15 protein-coding genes and 1 CRISPR repeat array (1 of these 16 running past the window's edge) are annotated in these 15,530 nt (G+C 39.8%); of the genes, 2 read left to right on the top strand and 13 right to left on the bottom strand.

Annotated features, from left to right (window positions below; genetic code table 11):
• A CRISPR array of direct repeats spans nucleotides 1–372; the repeat unit is 37 nt; unit sequence GTTTCAATCCCTGATAGGGATTTTAATGAATTGCAAT; it reaches 523 nt to the left of the window's first position.
• 268 nt (nucleotides 373–640) lie between these two features.
• The 6 genes from cas2 to FD724_RS27280 form a co-directional block, all read right to left on the bottom strand.
• Nucleotides 641–928 carry a CRISPR-associated endonuclease Cas2 gene (cas2, locus tag FD724_RS27305; RefSeq protein ID WP_114082624.1) on the bottom strand — a complete coding sequence of 96 codons (288 nt, stop codon included), beginning with the start codon at nucleotides 926–928 and terminating at the stop codon, nucleotides 641–643.
• Nucleotides 929–986: 58 nt separating this feature from the next.
• On the bottom strand, nucleotides 987–1,991 hold the full coding sequence (gene cas1d, locus FD724_RS27300) for a type I-D CRISPR-associated endonuclease Cas1d (protein WP_179074772.1): 1,005 nt from the start codon (nucleotides 1,989–1,991) through the stop codon (nucleotides 987–989).
• Nucleotides 1,992–2,211: 220 nt separating this feature from the next.
• Nucleotides 2,212–2,841, bottom strand: coding sequence for a CRISPR-associated protein Cas4 (gene cas4, locus FD724_RS27295; protein ID WP_179074771.1), 630 nt, complete (start codon nucleotides 2,839–2,841; stop codon nucleotides 2,212–2,214).
• Nucleotides 2,842–2,849: 8 nt separating this feature from the next.
• Nucleotides 2,850–3,215, bottom strand: coding sequence for a four helix bundle protein (locus FD724_RS27290; RefSeq protein ID WP_069070565.1), 366 nt, complete (start codon nucleotides 3,213–3,215; stop codon nucleotides 2,850–2,852).
• 147 nt (nucleotides 3,216–3,362) lie between these two features.
• On the bottom strand, nucleotides 3,363–4,220 hold the full coding sequence (gene cas6, locus FD724_RS27285; protein ID WP_179074770.1) for a CRISPR-associated endoribonuclease Cas6: 858 nt from the start codon (nucleotides 4,218–4,220) through the stop codon (nucleotides 3,363–3,365).
• Nucleotides 4,210–4,830 carry a 2OG-Fe(II) oxygenase gene (locus FD724_RS27280; RefSeq protein ID WP_179074769.1) on the bottom strand — a complete coding sequence of 207 codons (621 nt, stop codon included), beginning with the start codon at nucleotides 4,828–4,830 and terminating at the stop codon, nucleotides 4,210–4,212. The genes cas6 and FD724_RS27280 overlap by 11 nt, the downstream gene beginning before the upstream one ends.
• A 109-nt stretch (nucleotides 4,831–4,939) precedes the next feature.
• On the opposite strand from FD724_RS27280, the gene FD724_RS27275 reads away from it, so the two are divergent.
• Nucleotides 4,940–5,350 (top strand): hypothetical protein, encoded by a 411-nt coding sequence (locus tag FD724_RS27275; protein ID WP_179074768.1) that lies wholly within the window; start codon nucleotides 4,940–4,942, stop codon nucleotides 5,348–5,350.
• Here the strand turns inward: FD724_RS27275 and cas5d are convergent, their stop codons facing one another.
• From cas5d to cas3, 7 genes are all read right to left on the bottom strand, one after another.
• On the bottom strand, nucleotides 5,351–6,058 hold the full coding sequence (gene cas5d, locus FD724_RS27270; protein ID WP_179074767.1) for a type I-D CRISPR-associated protein Cas5/Csc1: 708 nt from the start codon (nucleotides 6,056–6,058) through the stop codon (nucleotides 5,351–5,353). It abuts the gene before it with no gap.
• Nucleotides 6,058–7,074: a type I-D CRISPR-associated protein Cas7/Csc2 gene (gene cas7d, locus FD724_RS27265; protein ID WP_179074766.1), complete on the bottom strand. Its 1,017-nt coding sequence runs from the start codon at nucleotides 7,072–7,074 to the stop codon at nucleotides 6,058–6,060. Before cas7d ends, cas5d begins: the two co-directional genes overlap by 1 nt.
• A gap of 48 nt (nucleotides 7,075–7,122) precedes the next feature.
• Nucleotides 7,123–10,413, bottom strand: coding sequence for a type I-D CRISPR-associated protein Cas10d/Csc3 (gene cas10d / locus FD724_RS27260; protein WP_179074765.1), 3,291 nt, complete (start codon nucleotides 10,411–10,413; stop codon nucleotides 7,123–7,125).
• Nucleotides 10,414–10,430: 17 nt separating this feature from the next.
• Nucleotides 10,431–11,450 (bottom strand): YhcG family protein, encoded by a 1,020-nt coding sequence (locus tag FD724_RS27255; RefSeq protein WP_179074764.1) that lies wholly within the window; start codon nucleotides 11,448–11,450, stop codon nucleotides 10,431–10,433.
• Nucleotides 11,447–11,677 (bottom strand): DUF433 domain-containing protein, encoded by a 231-nt coding sequence (locus FD724_RS27250; RefSeq protein ID WP_179074763.1) that lies wholly within the window; start codon nucleotides 11,675–11,677, stop codon nucleotides 11,447–11,449. Before FD724_RS27250 ends, FD724_RS27255 begins: the two co-directional genes overlap by 4 nt.
• A gap of 57 nt (nucleotides 11,678–11,734) precedes the next feature.
• A complete protein-coding gene (locus FD724_RS27245; protein ID WP_179074762.1) occupies nucleotides 11,735–11,986 on the bottom strand; it encodes a hypothetical protein in 252 nt (83 codons plus the stop codon).
• Between the two features lie 244 nt (nucleotides 11,987–12,230).
• Nucleotides 12,231–14,408 (bottom strand): type I-D CRISPR-associated helicase Cas3', encoded by a 2,178-nt coding sequence (cas3, locus tag FD724_RS27240; RefSeq protein ID WP_179075640.1) that lies wholly within the window; start codon nucleotides 14,406–14,408, stop codon nucleotides 12,231–12,233.
• A gap of 100 nt (nucleotides 14,409–14,508) precedes the next feature.
• On the opposite strand from cas3, the gene FD724_RS27235 reads away from it, so the two are divergent.
• The gene (locus FD724_RS27235; RefSeq protein WP_179074761.1) at nucleotides 14,509–15,375 is read left to right on the top strand and encodes a WYL domain-containing protein; all 867 of its coding nucleotides are present in this window, start codon (nucleotides 14,509–14,511) and stop codon (nucleotides 15,373–15,375) included.
• Nucleotides 15,376–15,530 lie beyond the last annotated feature (155 nt).

Genomic DNA, 15,530 nt, shown 5'->3' with positions numbered 1-15,530 from the left:
TTAATGAATTGCAATACGCGATATCAGGCAGGCTAGGTAAACTTATGCGTTTCAATCCCTGATAGGGATTTTAATGAATTGCAATTTAATAAAATCATGTCCAATCAATTTTGGGATGTTGTTTCAATCCCTGATAGGGATTTTAATGAATTGCAATGCTTGATTCCCAAGTTCTTGAGCCTGTTAGATACTGTTTCAATCCCTGATAGGGATTTTAATGAATTGCAATAAATAAATCCTAGTATTTGCAATCCGAAAATCCTTGTTTCAATCCCTGATAGGGATTTTAATGAATTGCAATTATATGGCCCTGGATATATGCCACCAGCTAACTTGTTTCAATCCCTGATAGGGATTTTAATGAATTGCAATAGCGGGACGCTGAAAGCCAAGCTGTATTTAGTTTTCAAGGTACGGTTGCGCGATTCAAGGGCAATCATAGCATTAGAGAATTCGTTTGGAAAGAGCGCCAAGAAAATTTAAAGGCTGAAATCGTATTTTGATAAGCATTTCAGAGATTGCGCGGATGATGATTAGGTAAAGAATGGGTTGAAAGGCTTACTGTACTTGGGATAGAAGCACTTTTTTAGACCTGTGGAATTTGTACACCTACCCTTCCGCGCATTTGAAATACAGAAACCTAGCCAGAAGGGGACTCAGCAAAGAAAATTGTTTCGTCTCGTGGCTGTTCTCCGCCAATACGTTCGACTTTTCGCTGACAGCAGCCACAGAGAAAATAAAAACGAACGCTATCGGTATCGGGTTTAATCAATTTAGATAAACGCGATCGCAGTTTAGCATACTGAGTAGGAGTGATATCGCACTCAAACACACTCAGTTGCATCCATTGTCCATAAGACTTGAGAATCGAATGGATTTTTGTCCGACGCTTATCTTCTGGAATGTCGTAGCTGACAACAATATACATGAAGGGAGTGGGGAGTGGGGAGATGAGGGAGATGAGGGAGATGGGGGAGAATGAATAATTACTTGAGAATTAAAGGGGGATATTTATCGATTTCGTTCATTAGGTATTTACTTAATAACCTTGCCTGAATTTCAAAAGATTCTTGATAGGTGCATTTGTTTCCCATGACTGGATGTTTGAAACTCGATAGTTTCTTTTGTTGGTAGGCGCGAAGAAATGTATGCAGTCCTTCTTTGGTTAAAGACACAGCACCACTGAGCGGTTCGGTGGTAAAGTCAGTTAAAGTTAGCGATCGCTTGTTAATCAGCGACAACACTACAGCATCCACTATTAAAGGACGAAATTCTTCCATCAAGTCCAAAGCTAGGGAAGGTCTACCATAACGCTCGACGTGTAAGTATCCTAGATAAGGATCGAAACCGACAATATTTAAAGCGCTTTGCACATCATGACGTAGCAATGAATACCCAAAACTCAGTAGGGCATTAACCGGATCGGTTGGTGGGCGGCGTTTTCTGGCTTCAAAGCGAAATTCTGGGGTTTTGATTAGCTGTTGAAAACAACCGAAATAGGCTGCACTACCCGCACCTTCTAAGCCTCTGAGGGAATCAATACTGTTAGTTTTTTCGATTGGTGCGATCGCATTTTCCAATCGAGTGATGTTATTATTCAGTTCAGTATCAGGATGTTCTCGCTGAGTGCGAAGTAAGCTATGGCGGTAATTTTTCAATTTACCCCGCACAAATCCTCTGACTAAATGTATTGCTGGTTCTGATTCTCCCACAGCTTGCCATTGGGCTTTACGAACAAAGATATTTTTAGTAGCTTCTGGTTCTAAGCGCCCTAAATATCGTCCGTTTTGTGTGAGAAATGTTAAACAGATATGACGTTCTAAAAGTTCACTGACGACGGCAGGAGAAATAGTAGCCCGTCCTAGTACTACAATTCCTTCTAGTTTAATTAAAGGAATATCCATGATAGTTTTTTGTTCAGCTTTGACAGTGAGGCGTTCGTCAACTTTGCCGATAAAAGCATCGGCTTGTGTTACGTAAAGTGTTCCCATGATTTAATCCTTAATTAATTGAAAATTATCAAACTCAATACAATTTGGTTAGCTTATTTACTACATAAAGATACCCCCAACCCCCCTTAAAAAGGGGGGCTTATCTACTTTGTCTTCCTCCTTTACCTCCTTAAAAAGGGGGTCGCCACAGGCGGGGGGATCTTATTTGAACAATGTTGAAAGTCAATACGTCCTCAACTAGAAGTTACTAGAGGATGATTTAATTTACTTCTTGATAACTTTTGACTTTATCGGTTGCTTTGGGCAAACATTGCGAATAAAGACTACATCCTTGACAGCGTTTGCTGTAAACTGGTTTTGGCATTGCTCCTGTTTCTAGGAGATTTGTGACAGATTGAATAGTTGCGATCGCACTTTCTCGTAACTCTGCATTAATCTCTACTAATTGCCGTTGATGGGAGTGGGCATAATAGACATATCCAGTGTTAACTGGTTTTCCTGTCATCTCTTCTAAACATAAGGCTTGGGCACAAACTTGCAACTCATCGTTATCCCATTCGCCTTTACGTCCTCGTTTGTATTCCACTGGATAAACTTGACCTGATTCTGCTTCAATTAAATCGGATTTGCCAATAAGTTTGTATTGCTCAGACTTCAACCAAATTGCTCTAATTTGCCAAGTTTCTCCTCGCTGTACATCGCTTGTAGTGTGGACGCGATCGTGTAAAGTTGTGCCTTCAATTGTATATTGATTATCGGTAAATTCTCCTGCACAGAACATCCGCCAACAGCGATGCGGACAATAGGCATATTGATTCAATGCCGCAATAGAAATATATTCTAATGAAGGGGATAGGTGAGAGGTTATAGGGGACAGAAAATTTTTCATATTTTTACTCATTGCGTATTGATTAGTCGATTACGAAGAGTAGTAAGCATTTTACTGATTTCTGTAATCAAAAATAAAGTGGAGTTTGCTTGTGATTGAGGTATATAATTCAATCTTACAGTCAGCATTAAAAAAGTTTCTGTTTCCATTAACGAGCCTTTAGCGATCGCTAAAAAGTTTGCATAATCTTTTTTCGTTCCTCGTGCATGACCCTCAGCTATATTTGCTGGTACTGATACTGCTGCTCTAGTGATTTGCGAAGTCAATCGATAAGTTTCTGTTGCTGGAAATTTAGCAGTTAATTGATATATCTGCACTACCATATCCATTGATTTTTGCCAAACAATCAAATCTCGATGCGATTCTATTTTCATAGGTGATAGGAAAGAGGTGATAGGGGACAGGGGACAGGTGATAGGTTACAGATTACGTCTAGTTATATTTAGTACATCATTTATAGCCTATCTACTGTTCTGTGTCGGGATCTTTTGGCTAAGGCATTGTTTCGATTTATTTACAACCTATCCCCTGTCCCCTGCTCCCTGTAACCTACGTGCCATTCCCATACCCATTGTTGTTTTTCTGCCGACACCAGTATACAAAGCAAAGTCAGCTAAAGCATTAATCTGCTTAATTTGTATTGGTTCAACTGCCCCTAAAATTTTATAAGTAACTTCGCCAAGAATGCCAATAAATTTGCTGCGAGAGTCGGCTAATATTTCTGTGTGAATGTTGACAAATGAGGGAAATATTGACTCGATCGCAATCTGAGAGAATTCTATACCACTGTATTTATTCCAGCGCGAAAGTAGGGAATTAAAGACAGATTCTCTGGTAGGAAGGGTACTGTCATACTGTCCTTGACGGAAGGCGGTAGGCGTGGAAAAGCTAAGGTTGATGGAAGAATTGCGATCGCTAGCTTCTTCATATAGTTGAGCATAAGAACTGGCATTCGCCCAAGGTTGAATAGATTGGGGTGTCCCTTGAATGCTGGTAATATACAAATCAGCCGGGCCAAGATGCCAAGGGCGATTGGGATTCAGATTTAGCCAGAGTTGGGTAAGTTTGCCAAATAAAGTGTCATCTAATAAAGAGATACGCCACCAACAAGGAGTTCCGACGGGAATAGGTTGTTGATGTGAATATTGCAATTTAGATCCCCCTTTACCACCCTTTAAAAGGGGAGAGTTTGTATTACTAATTTGTAAAGGGGAGAGGGTGAAAGCTTTATCTGCGGTGGAATCGTGCAAGCGATCGCCTAATGTGCTATCTACAGAACTAACGAGGGTTAAAAATAAGGCGTGGAGATGTCTACCTGTGAGATATTGTGGGGGGATGGGCGATTGAGGTAGCAAATTCAACACTAAACTATGAGGCATACTTTCTTTTTTTTGTTGTAGACTGAGTGCTTCTTGACTCTACAGTGAACTCAGGGATTTCCTGGAGTTCAGCATCACTCAAACTATACTGTTCACAAACGAGACTTAGACGATTTCCTGGGGTTTTGACTGCGTTAACCGAATGGGTTAAATCACCTTGAAAATAAACTAAAGTATTGAATTGGGGCTTAATTTGCCCAAGTTGGCGTTTGTGCGATCGCAATACCAGTTCTCCCCCTTCCATATCCGCAGGTACTCGCACATAGAGAACACTGACAACCGCAGGCGGTTCAATGGTTTTGGAGTAGGAACGTAAGGAGCGATCAATATGCGGATCGACGCGGGAGCCTTCTTTTAGTTGTAAAGGATTGAGGTAAAAAGCATTACAATTCGGCTGGAGAGCTAAATCTAGGTAAGGTTTGAAGTAGGGAAACTGCTGTTCTACTTTTGCTAATCCAGAACGTTGAAATACTACAGAAAATCCTTTAGTGGCGACAAAATCGCGGTTGAGGTTGTTGATAGCAAAGTAAGGACAAGCTTGGATTTCTCCCCACAAGTTGTTTAGGTATTCGCTGGGGAAGGCGTTGGTTTGTTGTTGATAGTGTTTCACTGGGGATAGAGGAGCGATCGCTGAATGTGGTATCTAAAATTTTAAAGACTGTCGAGTGATGATAGTAGTATTCTTCTAAGTTAGAAAAACTACATAGAGAGAAAGACCAATGAGAATTGATGATTACAATGCAGCAAAGGCACTAACTGAAAAACTGAAAGAGAACTTACCCATTAAAGCACGAGCCGGGAAGGAGTTTTTGAAGACATTAAAGCAAAAAGGAGTAAACGCCGATCCAGACAGAGAATTTGAAATTGATTTCGTTGGTTATTCAGGAGATGAAGGCGGGATTATGTGCGGACTAAAAGAGCCAAATAATCCCGAAAGTAAAGAACAATATGTTTCTTCTATTACTCACCTAAAGATTGATCCTACTCATCCTCTAGCTGCTGAAGTGCAGACTTATCAACGTCAGCGAATACGTAAGTTAATGTTGCAAGATTCTAGAGGTTTTAAAGCCGAGTTAATGACGATAGAGCCTCGAAAAACCAAAAACCGTAGTAAAGGTTTTGGGAAGTGATTAATTCCGAAACCGATATTCTATCCGAACTGGAATTTTTAAGTTTTGAATGCCATTAAATTGATAGTATTGACCTCGCATTTGGACATTCTGAATTAAGCTAACTGGAGGCATATTCACAACATCATAGCTAATCACTTGATTCGTGAACATCACATCTAAAGGATTTAATGGATGTGTACAAGTGAAGATACCTTCAGAAATTTTATGTTTCGGTAATTTTTCAACCGTCACTTCAGCCTTGCTCATCCATTTACCCAACCGAATCCACTTTGGTAGTTTGAGTTCTTTTTGGGAAATAACAAAAAACTCAAATCTACTTTCTGCGGCTATTTCTTTCGCTCTCCCAAAACTGGGGATATTTTTCTGAGTTTTCTCCATTTCAACGTGGTAGTTGTTGTTAGCATACTTCCAGGTATTGAGGATAGAAGAATGATTGAGCGATCGCGCCGGAGTTACGTAAATTCCTTGTTGATTGAGCGGCGTTAAATGCTCCTCATATTTTGGCACTTGTTCAGGACAAAAGTAGCGATAAGAATGTTCTTCAGCAACAGTAGTAGAGTAGATTTTGCTATCAACTAAACCCAGTGCATAACAGAGAGCGTAATTATGAATTATTGGCTCTGTTTCATATAATCGCCCGATTTCACGAGTTGCGTAATAAAGACTGTCATGTAGTTCTATTTGACAGCGATAAATAAATACCATTACTCCTTCCCCGCTTTAGCAGCCGTTTTCTTCTTACTAATATGCTTCTTGGCGTAATCTTTAGCTTCTGCATCAGCTTTGTGTAAAATTGCCTGAATACCTTTTTCACTTCCTGTCAAAGTTTTGACTTCATTAATTAGAGATACAAAAGCATCCCCAATGAAATCTGTGTGAACAATAAACTCATCAGCCATTAACGCCTCAATAGCATTTTTTGCAGCAGTAATCACATCATCTTCATCTAGTGGATCGGGAGCATTCAAAGTATTATTAGCCTTCATTTGGTCATATATTGCCTGAGTCCAACGCAGATTACTGGTAATTTCTCCGTCAGCAAATACAACACCAATTAACTCATTTCTGACACGACCTGTACGGGTAGTTTGCGCTCCATAGTGACGAGTTCTCAGAATGTTATTAAAAACGTAAAGAAAGCTAGCTTCAGTGGGGTCTTTCAAGGTGACAATACTAGGAAAGAAAACTTGCGGTCTAATGTGGTCTTGTTGATTGATCCGACTGGTAACTTCACCAGGTTTAGAACCATTTTCACCTTTGGAAGCCATCGTACCATTTTCATAAGGAGCATTGAGGGTGAATGTTTCGTGTGATTCATCAAAAGCTGTAATTGAGAATGCCGTGTCTACCACAACTTTCGATTTTTCAGAACCAGAGTCACCAATAGCAAATCCGTAAATGATGCAATCAGGATTATCCATTGCAAAATTTACATTGTATTCGCATTCTTCAGCAGTCATTAAGCCATAGTTACGCAGCAATTCCCGACCAACTAAACGCTCTGGAGTAGACTGTTTACGCTTGAACATTGACAAACGGCTAATTGTAGTTTTGTCTTTAACTCCTGCTCTTACCCGTGCTTTATTCAGTTCTGCATCTGTTTGAAATAGAGGGTAAGATTCAGTAATGCGAATAGTCAAGAAATGAACATATTTCCCCATTGGTTTGTAAGGAATCTCAGTTTGAAAGAATTTGGATTCAACAGTTTTTAAAATTGCCATGATTTATCTCCAAAAAATTGTTTACTACTTGTTTACTTCTAGAAGAATTTATTCCGGTTCCTTAACATCATCTATTACAGGAATATTTTCATTTTTTCCTGCATTTTCTTTGTCATCTTCAAGACGATAAAGAAATTCGCAAGTATCCCTAATTAAGTTGAGTTGACGGCCTGCTAAACGAGCGCGATCGCCTGCAAATGCGTTATCAAATACCTCCACTACAAAATACTTGGCAAAATCTAGAACAGCTTGCCGTTCTTCCTCTCGTTTGCTCATAATCCAACGTCCTTCAGCAGTAGAAGAATGAACGCGATCCATGAGTTTAAAAACTTCTGCTGCAACAGCCACAACTAATGTTTCTCCCTGAAACACACTTGACTCAGCTTTGAGTATAGTTTCAGCCGCAATATCAACTGGTTTCAACACAGCATTAGACTTAGGATTATAACGCTTATTAGCTCGGTAAAATCTGCGGTATAAATCTGTTAATTTCTTAGGATGATTCAGACTTGATGCTTCTCCCACAATTAATTGCTCCATATTAGTGTCATATTTCACACAAGGGTCAAAACAAGGATAAAAATGATAGGCATAAAGCCGAATTTTCTCGATTCGCGCTGTTTCCGAACCCTGGTTACGTACCCAGCGATTGAGATAAGAAAAGACGTACAACGGACTAGTTTCAAAATCTTTAGCCAGTTCTGTAAATCTTCCCCAGTTGGCATCGTAACCAGACTTACCCTGTCGCGCATTCACATCTAAATGAATGGCATAAGCGGCGGTAAGCACATTTAAAGGTGCTGGGTATTGAATACCGTTTTCATTCCAGCCTTCGAGGATGTAGTCAAGACGGAAGCGATCGCGCCTTACTAAAGCCCGGAAAGCATGAGGCGCACTATCAAGGAAAACGCTTTCCTCAAACTCAGCCCCATCATTAAAAGGTGGAATCGGTGACTCAGAAACCACAGTTTTAACATCTAAAATCATCGGGAAAGCAAACGCTAACCAAGTTGGCATTACCCATGATTCTGTATCGGTGCTGTCTCTTCCTGGCGGCAGTGCCATGAAGTAAAATGTTAAAGGCTGGTCTTCAGGATAGGAAAGTTTAAACGTGCGATCCTTATCACGCTGGAGGTTTTCATCGATTAAGAAACTATCTACACTTTGGTAGCGATCGCGCCCCAAATCCGCCTGTAAATCTTTACTGATAAAATGATTGCGAACGCTGGTATCAAAGCGAGTTTGAGCAATACCATTGTATGCTTTCTGCAAAAACTTATTAGTCTCTGGAGTAAAGTAATAAGTAGGATAAAAGTAGAGATAGCGATATTTACCATCTTCAAATCGCTTACCTACAGCTTGAGTTTGATTCATCAAGATTTGCCTCAGCATCATCTCCACACCTGCAATACTGGAGATATTGCGTTTAGCGTTAGAACCTCCTAACATTTGTTTATTTGTATAAACTTGTGGCGTAAATAAAACTGCTGATTCCATTTGCTCAGTAACCGTGTAAGCAGAATGAGAAATTGAGCAGATTAATTGTTTCCCTCGCCCTGCTTTTTTCGCAGCATTGTAATTGTCTAACTCATTTAGAAATGTTTCAACTTGAGTTTTAACAGATGGCTCTTGATTAGTGCCTGGTAACATCACAACTCGTTTTACCCACATCCTTAAATCATCCCAACCATCAGGTAATTCATACTGAGAAATTATTGGAGAAATTAAGGTTGTCAAATAGTCAATGACTTGCTGACAAGCTTCGCGGACATCTTCAATTCCTGGATGATGTTCTAAATATTTAGCCGCCAGATAATACCATTCATAAGGTACTCCTCCAGTATTCCCCTTTAACTTGTTTTCTTTCAGACTTTCATTAATGTGTTGAATTTCTCTAATTTGGGGTAAATATTCTGCTAAATTCCAAAATTCTGCAACTTTGTGAGTTAAATCAAAATCGGGAACTGCTGGCAGCTTTTTATCTTTCTTACGAGCAGAATCAACGCGATTAACTGTTTCTTCCCAAATCTTCCGGCTAACTAAATCACCAAATTCTGCTATTTGGTCAATGCGAATATCGTCTTCAAATTTGAAGTCATAATCCGCAGATAAAACATTTTGTTGCTGAAACTTATTCAGATTTTCGCTGCGACTTTTAGCAACAGAGCCTTTATTAGGGTTTAAGATGCGTAATGTAGCATCTAAGGCTACTTTCATCAAGCCTATGTCATCAAAAAATAAGTTGTAATATTCGGCATATTTCATGCCTTTACCATCTCTACCAAATCCTGTTTGTCTGAGGCGTAATTGACCTGCACAAAGCGATTTAATACTGTTAACTACACGGTCTGGTAAATCTTCCGGCGAGATAGCTGGAGCATTGCGCGAAGCCAAGTAAATTACGCCTGTTGGCAGATATAACAAAGGTTCATAGTAAGTATGCTCATCAGTATTAAGACTAGTATGAGCCTGAATTAAAGCATTATTCACCACATTAGTTAAAACACCACGGTTCTCAGCAATGCTGTGATAGGTAAATTTTAATTGTCCATCACTGAGGCTGTGGATGATTTCTTTGAGTCTAGGATGTTCTGCATCTTGAGGATGTTTAACAATTGAGGCGAGAGAATCAGCCAAACAAGTTAAATCAGATAAACTGCGAAGCGTGCGGTCTTTGAGAAGAGGATTCAACCCAAATTCAGAAAAATTCCAGTTAGTATCCCAGCGACGTTGAGCATTATAAGCCATGCACAACAAATCATCTAGATATTCTCGATAAGCTTCAGTATTTTCTGGATTTATAAAGTTATCTAGTCCTAACTGATGAACTTTTTTATCAATAATTTCACGATGTTCTGCTAACGGTAGCTTGCGACAGTTTTCAGGTACATCAGGAAATTTTTCAAAATCATGTAAAATAAATCCAGCAATTACTAACCTGCGCTCTCGCTCTTTCACCACTCGCTGCACTGTGGTATTAAGTTTTTCTAAACGTTTCTCAATTAAATTTGCTGGGAATAATCCATTGAGTAAGTGAGTATTAAGGGATTGATCAGCAGCATTATCTCGTCTGATTTTAGTTTTTCCTTCAGCTTCTCGCTGTTGGTCAATTTCATCAAAAAACTTACCGCCTTTTGCAGTTACGCCAATGGCTATCCGCAACAGATTTGGTAAAACATATTCACCAAAATCTGCCATTACTTTATCATCTGGATTTTGAGCCTGAATTGCCTCTCGTAATAGCTTGAGTGTTAATAATTCGCCTTCGGTTTCAATAGTGCGGTCTGAAGAATCACCATCAAAACCAAAATCACCTGATAACCAATCATCATTAGACATTTTCAAACTCCATTTTTTTACTCCACGCCTTCTAGCAACTTGGCAACTTGCTCTGGAGCCGGAAGCTGATTTTTTAATTCTTGAGGCAATGTTGAAACCACTTGATAAGTACCTACACCAATTGGTTTATTAGATTCCCTCAACGCATATTCAACAATCGTTCTCTGCTTAGACTTGCAAAGAATAATTCCAATGGAAGGATTTTCATCAGGTAGCTTTACCGTGTCATCTAAAACAGCTAAATAAAACTGCATCTTGCCTACATATTCAGGTAAAAAGTTACCAATTTTCAGTTCTATCGCTACCAAACACTTTAAGCGGCGATGATATAATAAAATATCTATAAAATATTCCTCTTCATCAATTTCTAGCCGATATTGACTACCGATAAAAGCAAATATCCCACCCATTTCTTGCAAGAATGGTTCAACTCTTGTTAAAATTGCCTGTTCTAGCTGGCGTTCACTGTGTTCATCTGCTAGTTCCAAGAAATCAAAAGTATATTCATCTTTGACGGCTAGTTTTAATTGGTTACGGATTTCTGCTGGAACAGTTTTATCAAAGTTAGTCTGATTCAACAGAGTCTTTTCATAGGTTTGATTTTCAATTTGGTGAATCAAAACATTCTTTGTCCAGCCAAATTTACGAGTCATTCTGATATAGAATTCCCGTTCTAGGTCATCTTTGCACTTCTCTACAATGACTAGATTGTGACTCCATCCAATTTCTCGCACCATTGGTGCGAGTTTTTCATTGTTGACATAGGATTCATAAAAAAGCCTCATCCGCCAGAGGTTAGCAGCAGAAAATCCACTAATTCCTGGAAACTCTGCTTGTAAGTCTTTTGCTAACTGTTCGACTACGGATTTTCCCCAACTAGCGCCCTGCTGTTGAGTAACAATTATCTGTCCAATGTCCCAGTAGAGGTTAATCATTTCCCGATTAACTGCTTTTAGTGCTTCGTACTGGGCTGAACGAATACGCTGTTTTATTTCCATTAGCAAATGTCTGTAATTGTCTGAAATAGGGTTACTCATAACGGAAAAGGTTCAACTCGTTCATGACTAACTAGCCGAGGTGCATAGATCAAACAGGCTTGTACATCTTCCCGTTCTAACCAGAGATAAGCTTCTAGCAAGGTTTCAATAGTATCTCCCGCCGCCAGCATCTCTAAAATATGTTCAACTGCAAGGCGACGACCTCGAATAATTGGTTTACCGTCAAAGATTTTAGGGTTGACTGTGATTAGATATTGTTCGTCCATGTTTAGCTATGTAGTGACGGTAGGTTGTTTTATGGTGTGTACACTCCAAACAGCATCCTAATCTTGTGGGTAACAAAAATTCACTATGTCCTGTAAATCCTCATTTCGACAAACTTGGTGTCCGAAATTTGTCTCTAAAGCACTGATGCGATTCTCAAGATCAGATAGCTGATGGTCTTGAATGGCATTGTGCTGTTGTACTAGATTCACCTCGTTGGATAGAGGAATAGACAGCGACACACTAATCTGGTTGCACTCTGCATTTATTACCACAATGATTTGATTAGGGTTATTGTTTTCGTTGGGCATGGTGAGTTACCTTACAAGGATTACTCACATGGTAATGCAATTAGTTAGTCATGACCATAGCAAAAGCGCTCAAATATTTTTGAGTATTTATATTTAATAAATTAGCCTTCTGTTGCTACTCTGGTATGCTAAAGCTGGGAGGGTAAGCCATCTACTCAACATAATTTTGAGCAATAATACTAATACCTACTAGGGATTGAAACATGACCTACTATTTGCGGTCTGAAACCCTCCTAAAAAATTTTCAAACAACCCATATCTCATCTCCTTTGCTTTTAAACGTATAAGCAAGCGTATCCAGCAGCAGCGCAGAGTGACCAAAAGCGATCGCATACGGTGCAGTAGCATCATGAAAGCTATACTGATCGCTGATGCCATAAATCTGAAAATTCATCGGTAGCCTTAGCCGCATCCGCACTTCAGCAAGAGGACGGCGAATCACGTAACAAACCAAACCTTCCTTTTTTAGGCGTTTGTTAATTTCCCCAACCCAATGGTTATCAGGTTGCCAAATTTCCACACCTGTCAAAACCTGAACTTTCCAAGCGTCAGCAATTGGCTGCAAGTTGCCAGAATAGGTAAACTTCCAGTTCAGCCGTTCCTCTCGGTAAGAACGCAACTTCATAAATGCTAGACAATGAGCAAATCTACCTTTGGCAATAGGTTGTCCCGTGCGTTCTGCGGTTTCTTTGAGTGTCCGTATAAATGCCGCTTCTGTCCATATTTCAATTTCTAAATTTCCCAAAATACCCGGTAAATCGTAGGTTTTAAACCTATCTGCCTCGTTGTCTTCCGTTAAATCATATAAACCACATTGCAAAGGACTTGAACCTCGAAAACTAGCAGCATCCTCAGCAATAGGATTTGCTGATTTACCAGAAAGCGCTTGCCAATCTTTCGCCCATCCCGAAACACGTCCAGCCGCAGACTTCAGACTAGTTTCAAATACTTGTTCACAGGCTTCTTGAAACTTGTCTCGGCTTTGGGCATACTGTTGTTTAATTGTGCGATCGCTCAACTGATAAAACAGCCAAAATGATTGCACAGCGCCCCATCGACGATAATAACCACGAAAATCGTTGATTTGTCGATAATTCTCAGTAATTGTATTGTGAAAAAAGGGGCGATCGCAAATACTATTCACTTCTAATGGTGGAGTATCCCCCTTAAACAAGCGCTCTACCAAAAAGTTAGGAACTAAAGAAAAAGCTGTGAAGTTCCCAAACTTAATTTTTTGGCCATCTTTCTCATATTCGTCATGTCTTCCTAAGCGTCCTAAACGTTGGATAAAGTTACCTGCATCGGATGATTCAAAAATTAAAAAATTGATTTTGAAATCAACCCCTACATCAATTGTGCTAGTACCAATAACCAAGTCAGCAGAAAGGCTTCGCTCCTTTTCTCCTTTTCCCGATAGCCCTGTATTCTCTCCAACTTTCAATCCGTAAGGCTGTAAGATTTCCCGAAAAAATTGAGTTAGGCGTTTGACTGCTGCTATAGAGTTAAGGATGATTGCGGCTTTACTTCCTGGATACTGCTGAAACTGAGCCAAAATCAAATCACTATTTTCTTTTAGCCAGGTTTCCGAAGCTTTAAAGGACGGTTCCAAAGGAATAAAATTCAATGTAATTGTTCGTGCTACTTGTCGCCAGCCCTGTGTTTGCAGTTGCTGCCCTTGTTCTGGTGTATCGGGAAACTGATATTTATTTTGTTTTAGAGGATCAATTTCTTGACAACGAAATCCTGCTTTTTCTAATCGCCCAATTAAGTTTGTATCTGGTGTGGCTGAGAGAAACAGAAATTTCTTGCGGCGATTTGTACAGCGAATTAACAACATTGTGTTAATCACACTAGCAATTTGTGGAGCAGCAAAAACATGAAATTCATCAAAAATAAATAAGTCAAAATCTTTATCAATTCTGCCCCATAGCTTATCTGGACTATCGCCGCGAATTATATAAGCACCTCTATGCAGGTAGTGAAAAATATCAGGGTTAGTTAATAATGCTTCTCTTTGGTTAGTGAGAGTTGCGATCGCAGCTCCTTTTTTCAATCCTTCATTTTCAGCATAAATCTCTAAATCAGCCCCACTGAGGCGCACTACACGCGGCTGATTCTCTGGCTGAAATTTCTCAACATATCCTTTAATCTGCGTTTCTTGATCGCGGGCGAGTTCATTGGTTGGGTAAAGTCCGATCGCAGAAAATTCACCCTGAAGAACTTCTAGGTAAGCCGCTAGACTTTTACCATCACCAGTCATCGCAGTGTTGAACACGACATCAATATTTGGATCGCGCAATGCTTCTAAAGTTGCGGCTTGATGCCAAGAAAGCAACCAATCTTTAGGTAATTTAACCCCGTCAGGTGTTGGGACGGTTTGGGAGTAAACAGGTTTGAGAGTAATTCTGTAATTTTCGGACATACACTTAAATAGTGTCCGTAACTGGTTGTTAAAATCCATAGTGGCACGCAAAATAGAAGTTGACAAGAGAAAATCTGTACAAAGTATACGGACATTTTGAATGAGTCGAAAAGGTCAATCTATTACACTGTCGATATCAGAACGTGATAAAGCCGAGCTAGAAGCGATCGCTCGTGAATTCGGTATGATGTGGGGAGAAGACCCTAACATCTCTAAGTTAATTAAAGCGATCGCTCAACGTAAGTTACTCATCGGTAACAATAACGATTGGAAAGAACCACGCATCAGGGCATTACACAGATGTATCAATGCGTTGACAGACATCGGGCAAATTGAACAAGCCCAAATCATTGCAAACTTACTTCTCGAACGCAGCGAACTATCATTACCGTTGCGAGGCGAAATCGAACGTTTCTTAGAGAATTTGCCCCCATCTTGGCGCTTAGAAATAGACCGCTACATCTTGCGCGAACAGCCCTTTCAGCTTTCCTATCAAGATGCAACTGGACGTTTATTAAACTTTACGGTTCGCCACGCCAAAGTAGCACCCCACGAAAAGCGACAATATCTTGATTGCTGGTGTGAAGAAACAGAAGGAAACTTTGATATCCCAGAACTGGTTCACAACTGGAGTTTACGATTAGACCGAATTACGGATGCGGCGGTGATTTCAATTTCCGGTGAGTGGCGTACTAATTTGGATGAGATAAAAGTAGAAATGCACTTATTAGCAAATTTGGCTTTTGCTTATCAAGCTAAACCAGAAGATGATATCCATGAATGGCTACCAGATAAACCAAAAGTTCGACGAGTGATTAGGCGAGTATCTAGTACATTTTGGTTTATACGGGAAGTTATGCAGTATGCGCCAGATTGTGTTGTGATATTACCTGAAAATGTGCGCGATCGCCTTAAACAAAAACTCCTCACCCTATGCCAGTTATACGATATCGAAACCAGGTCTTAACTCTTTCCCTCTCCGAGTCGGCTACGGTGTACACACAAGTCCAAGTAAACTACTAACAGAAGGAGTATTATATGTAATCGCCCTTTTATCATAGACTTTTCCTAAAGTCATAAAATAGAGGGTATGGTAAAATTCTTACATGGATGAGGATTTTA

Origin of the sequence: Nostoc sp. C057 (assembly GCF_013393925.1) — a bacterium.
Classification (GTDB): Bacteria; Cyanobacteriota; Cyanobacteriia; order Cyanobacteriales; family Nostocaceae; genus Nostoc; species Nostoc muscorum_A.
This window is presented reverse-complemented; position numbering and strand designations above follow the sequence as displayed.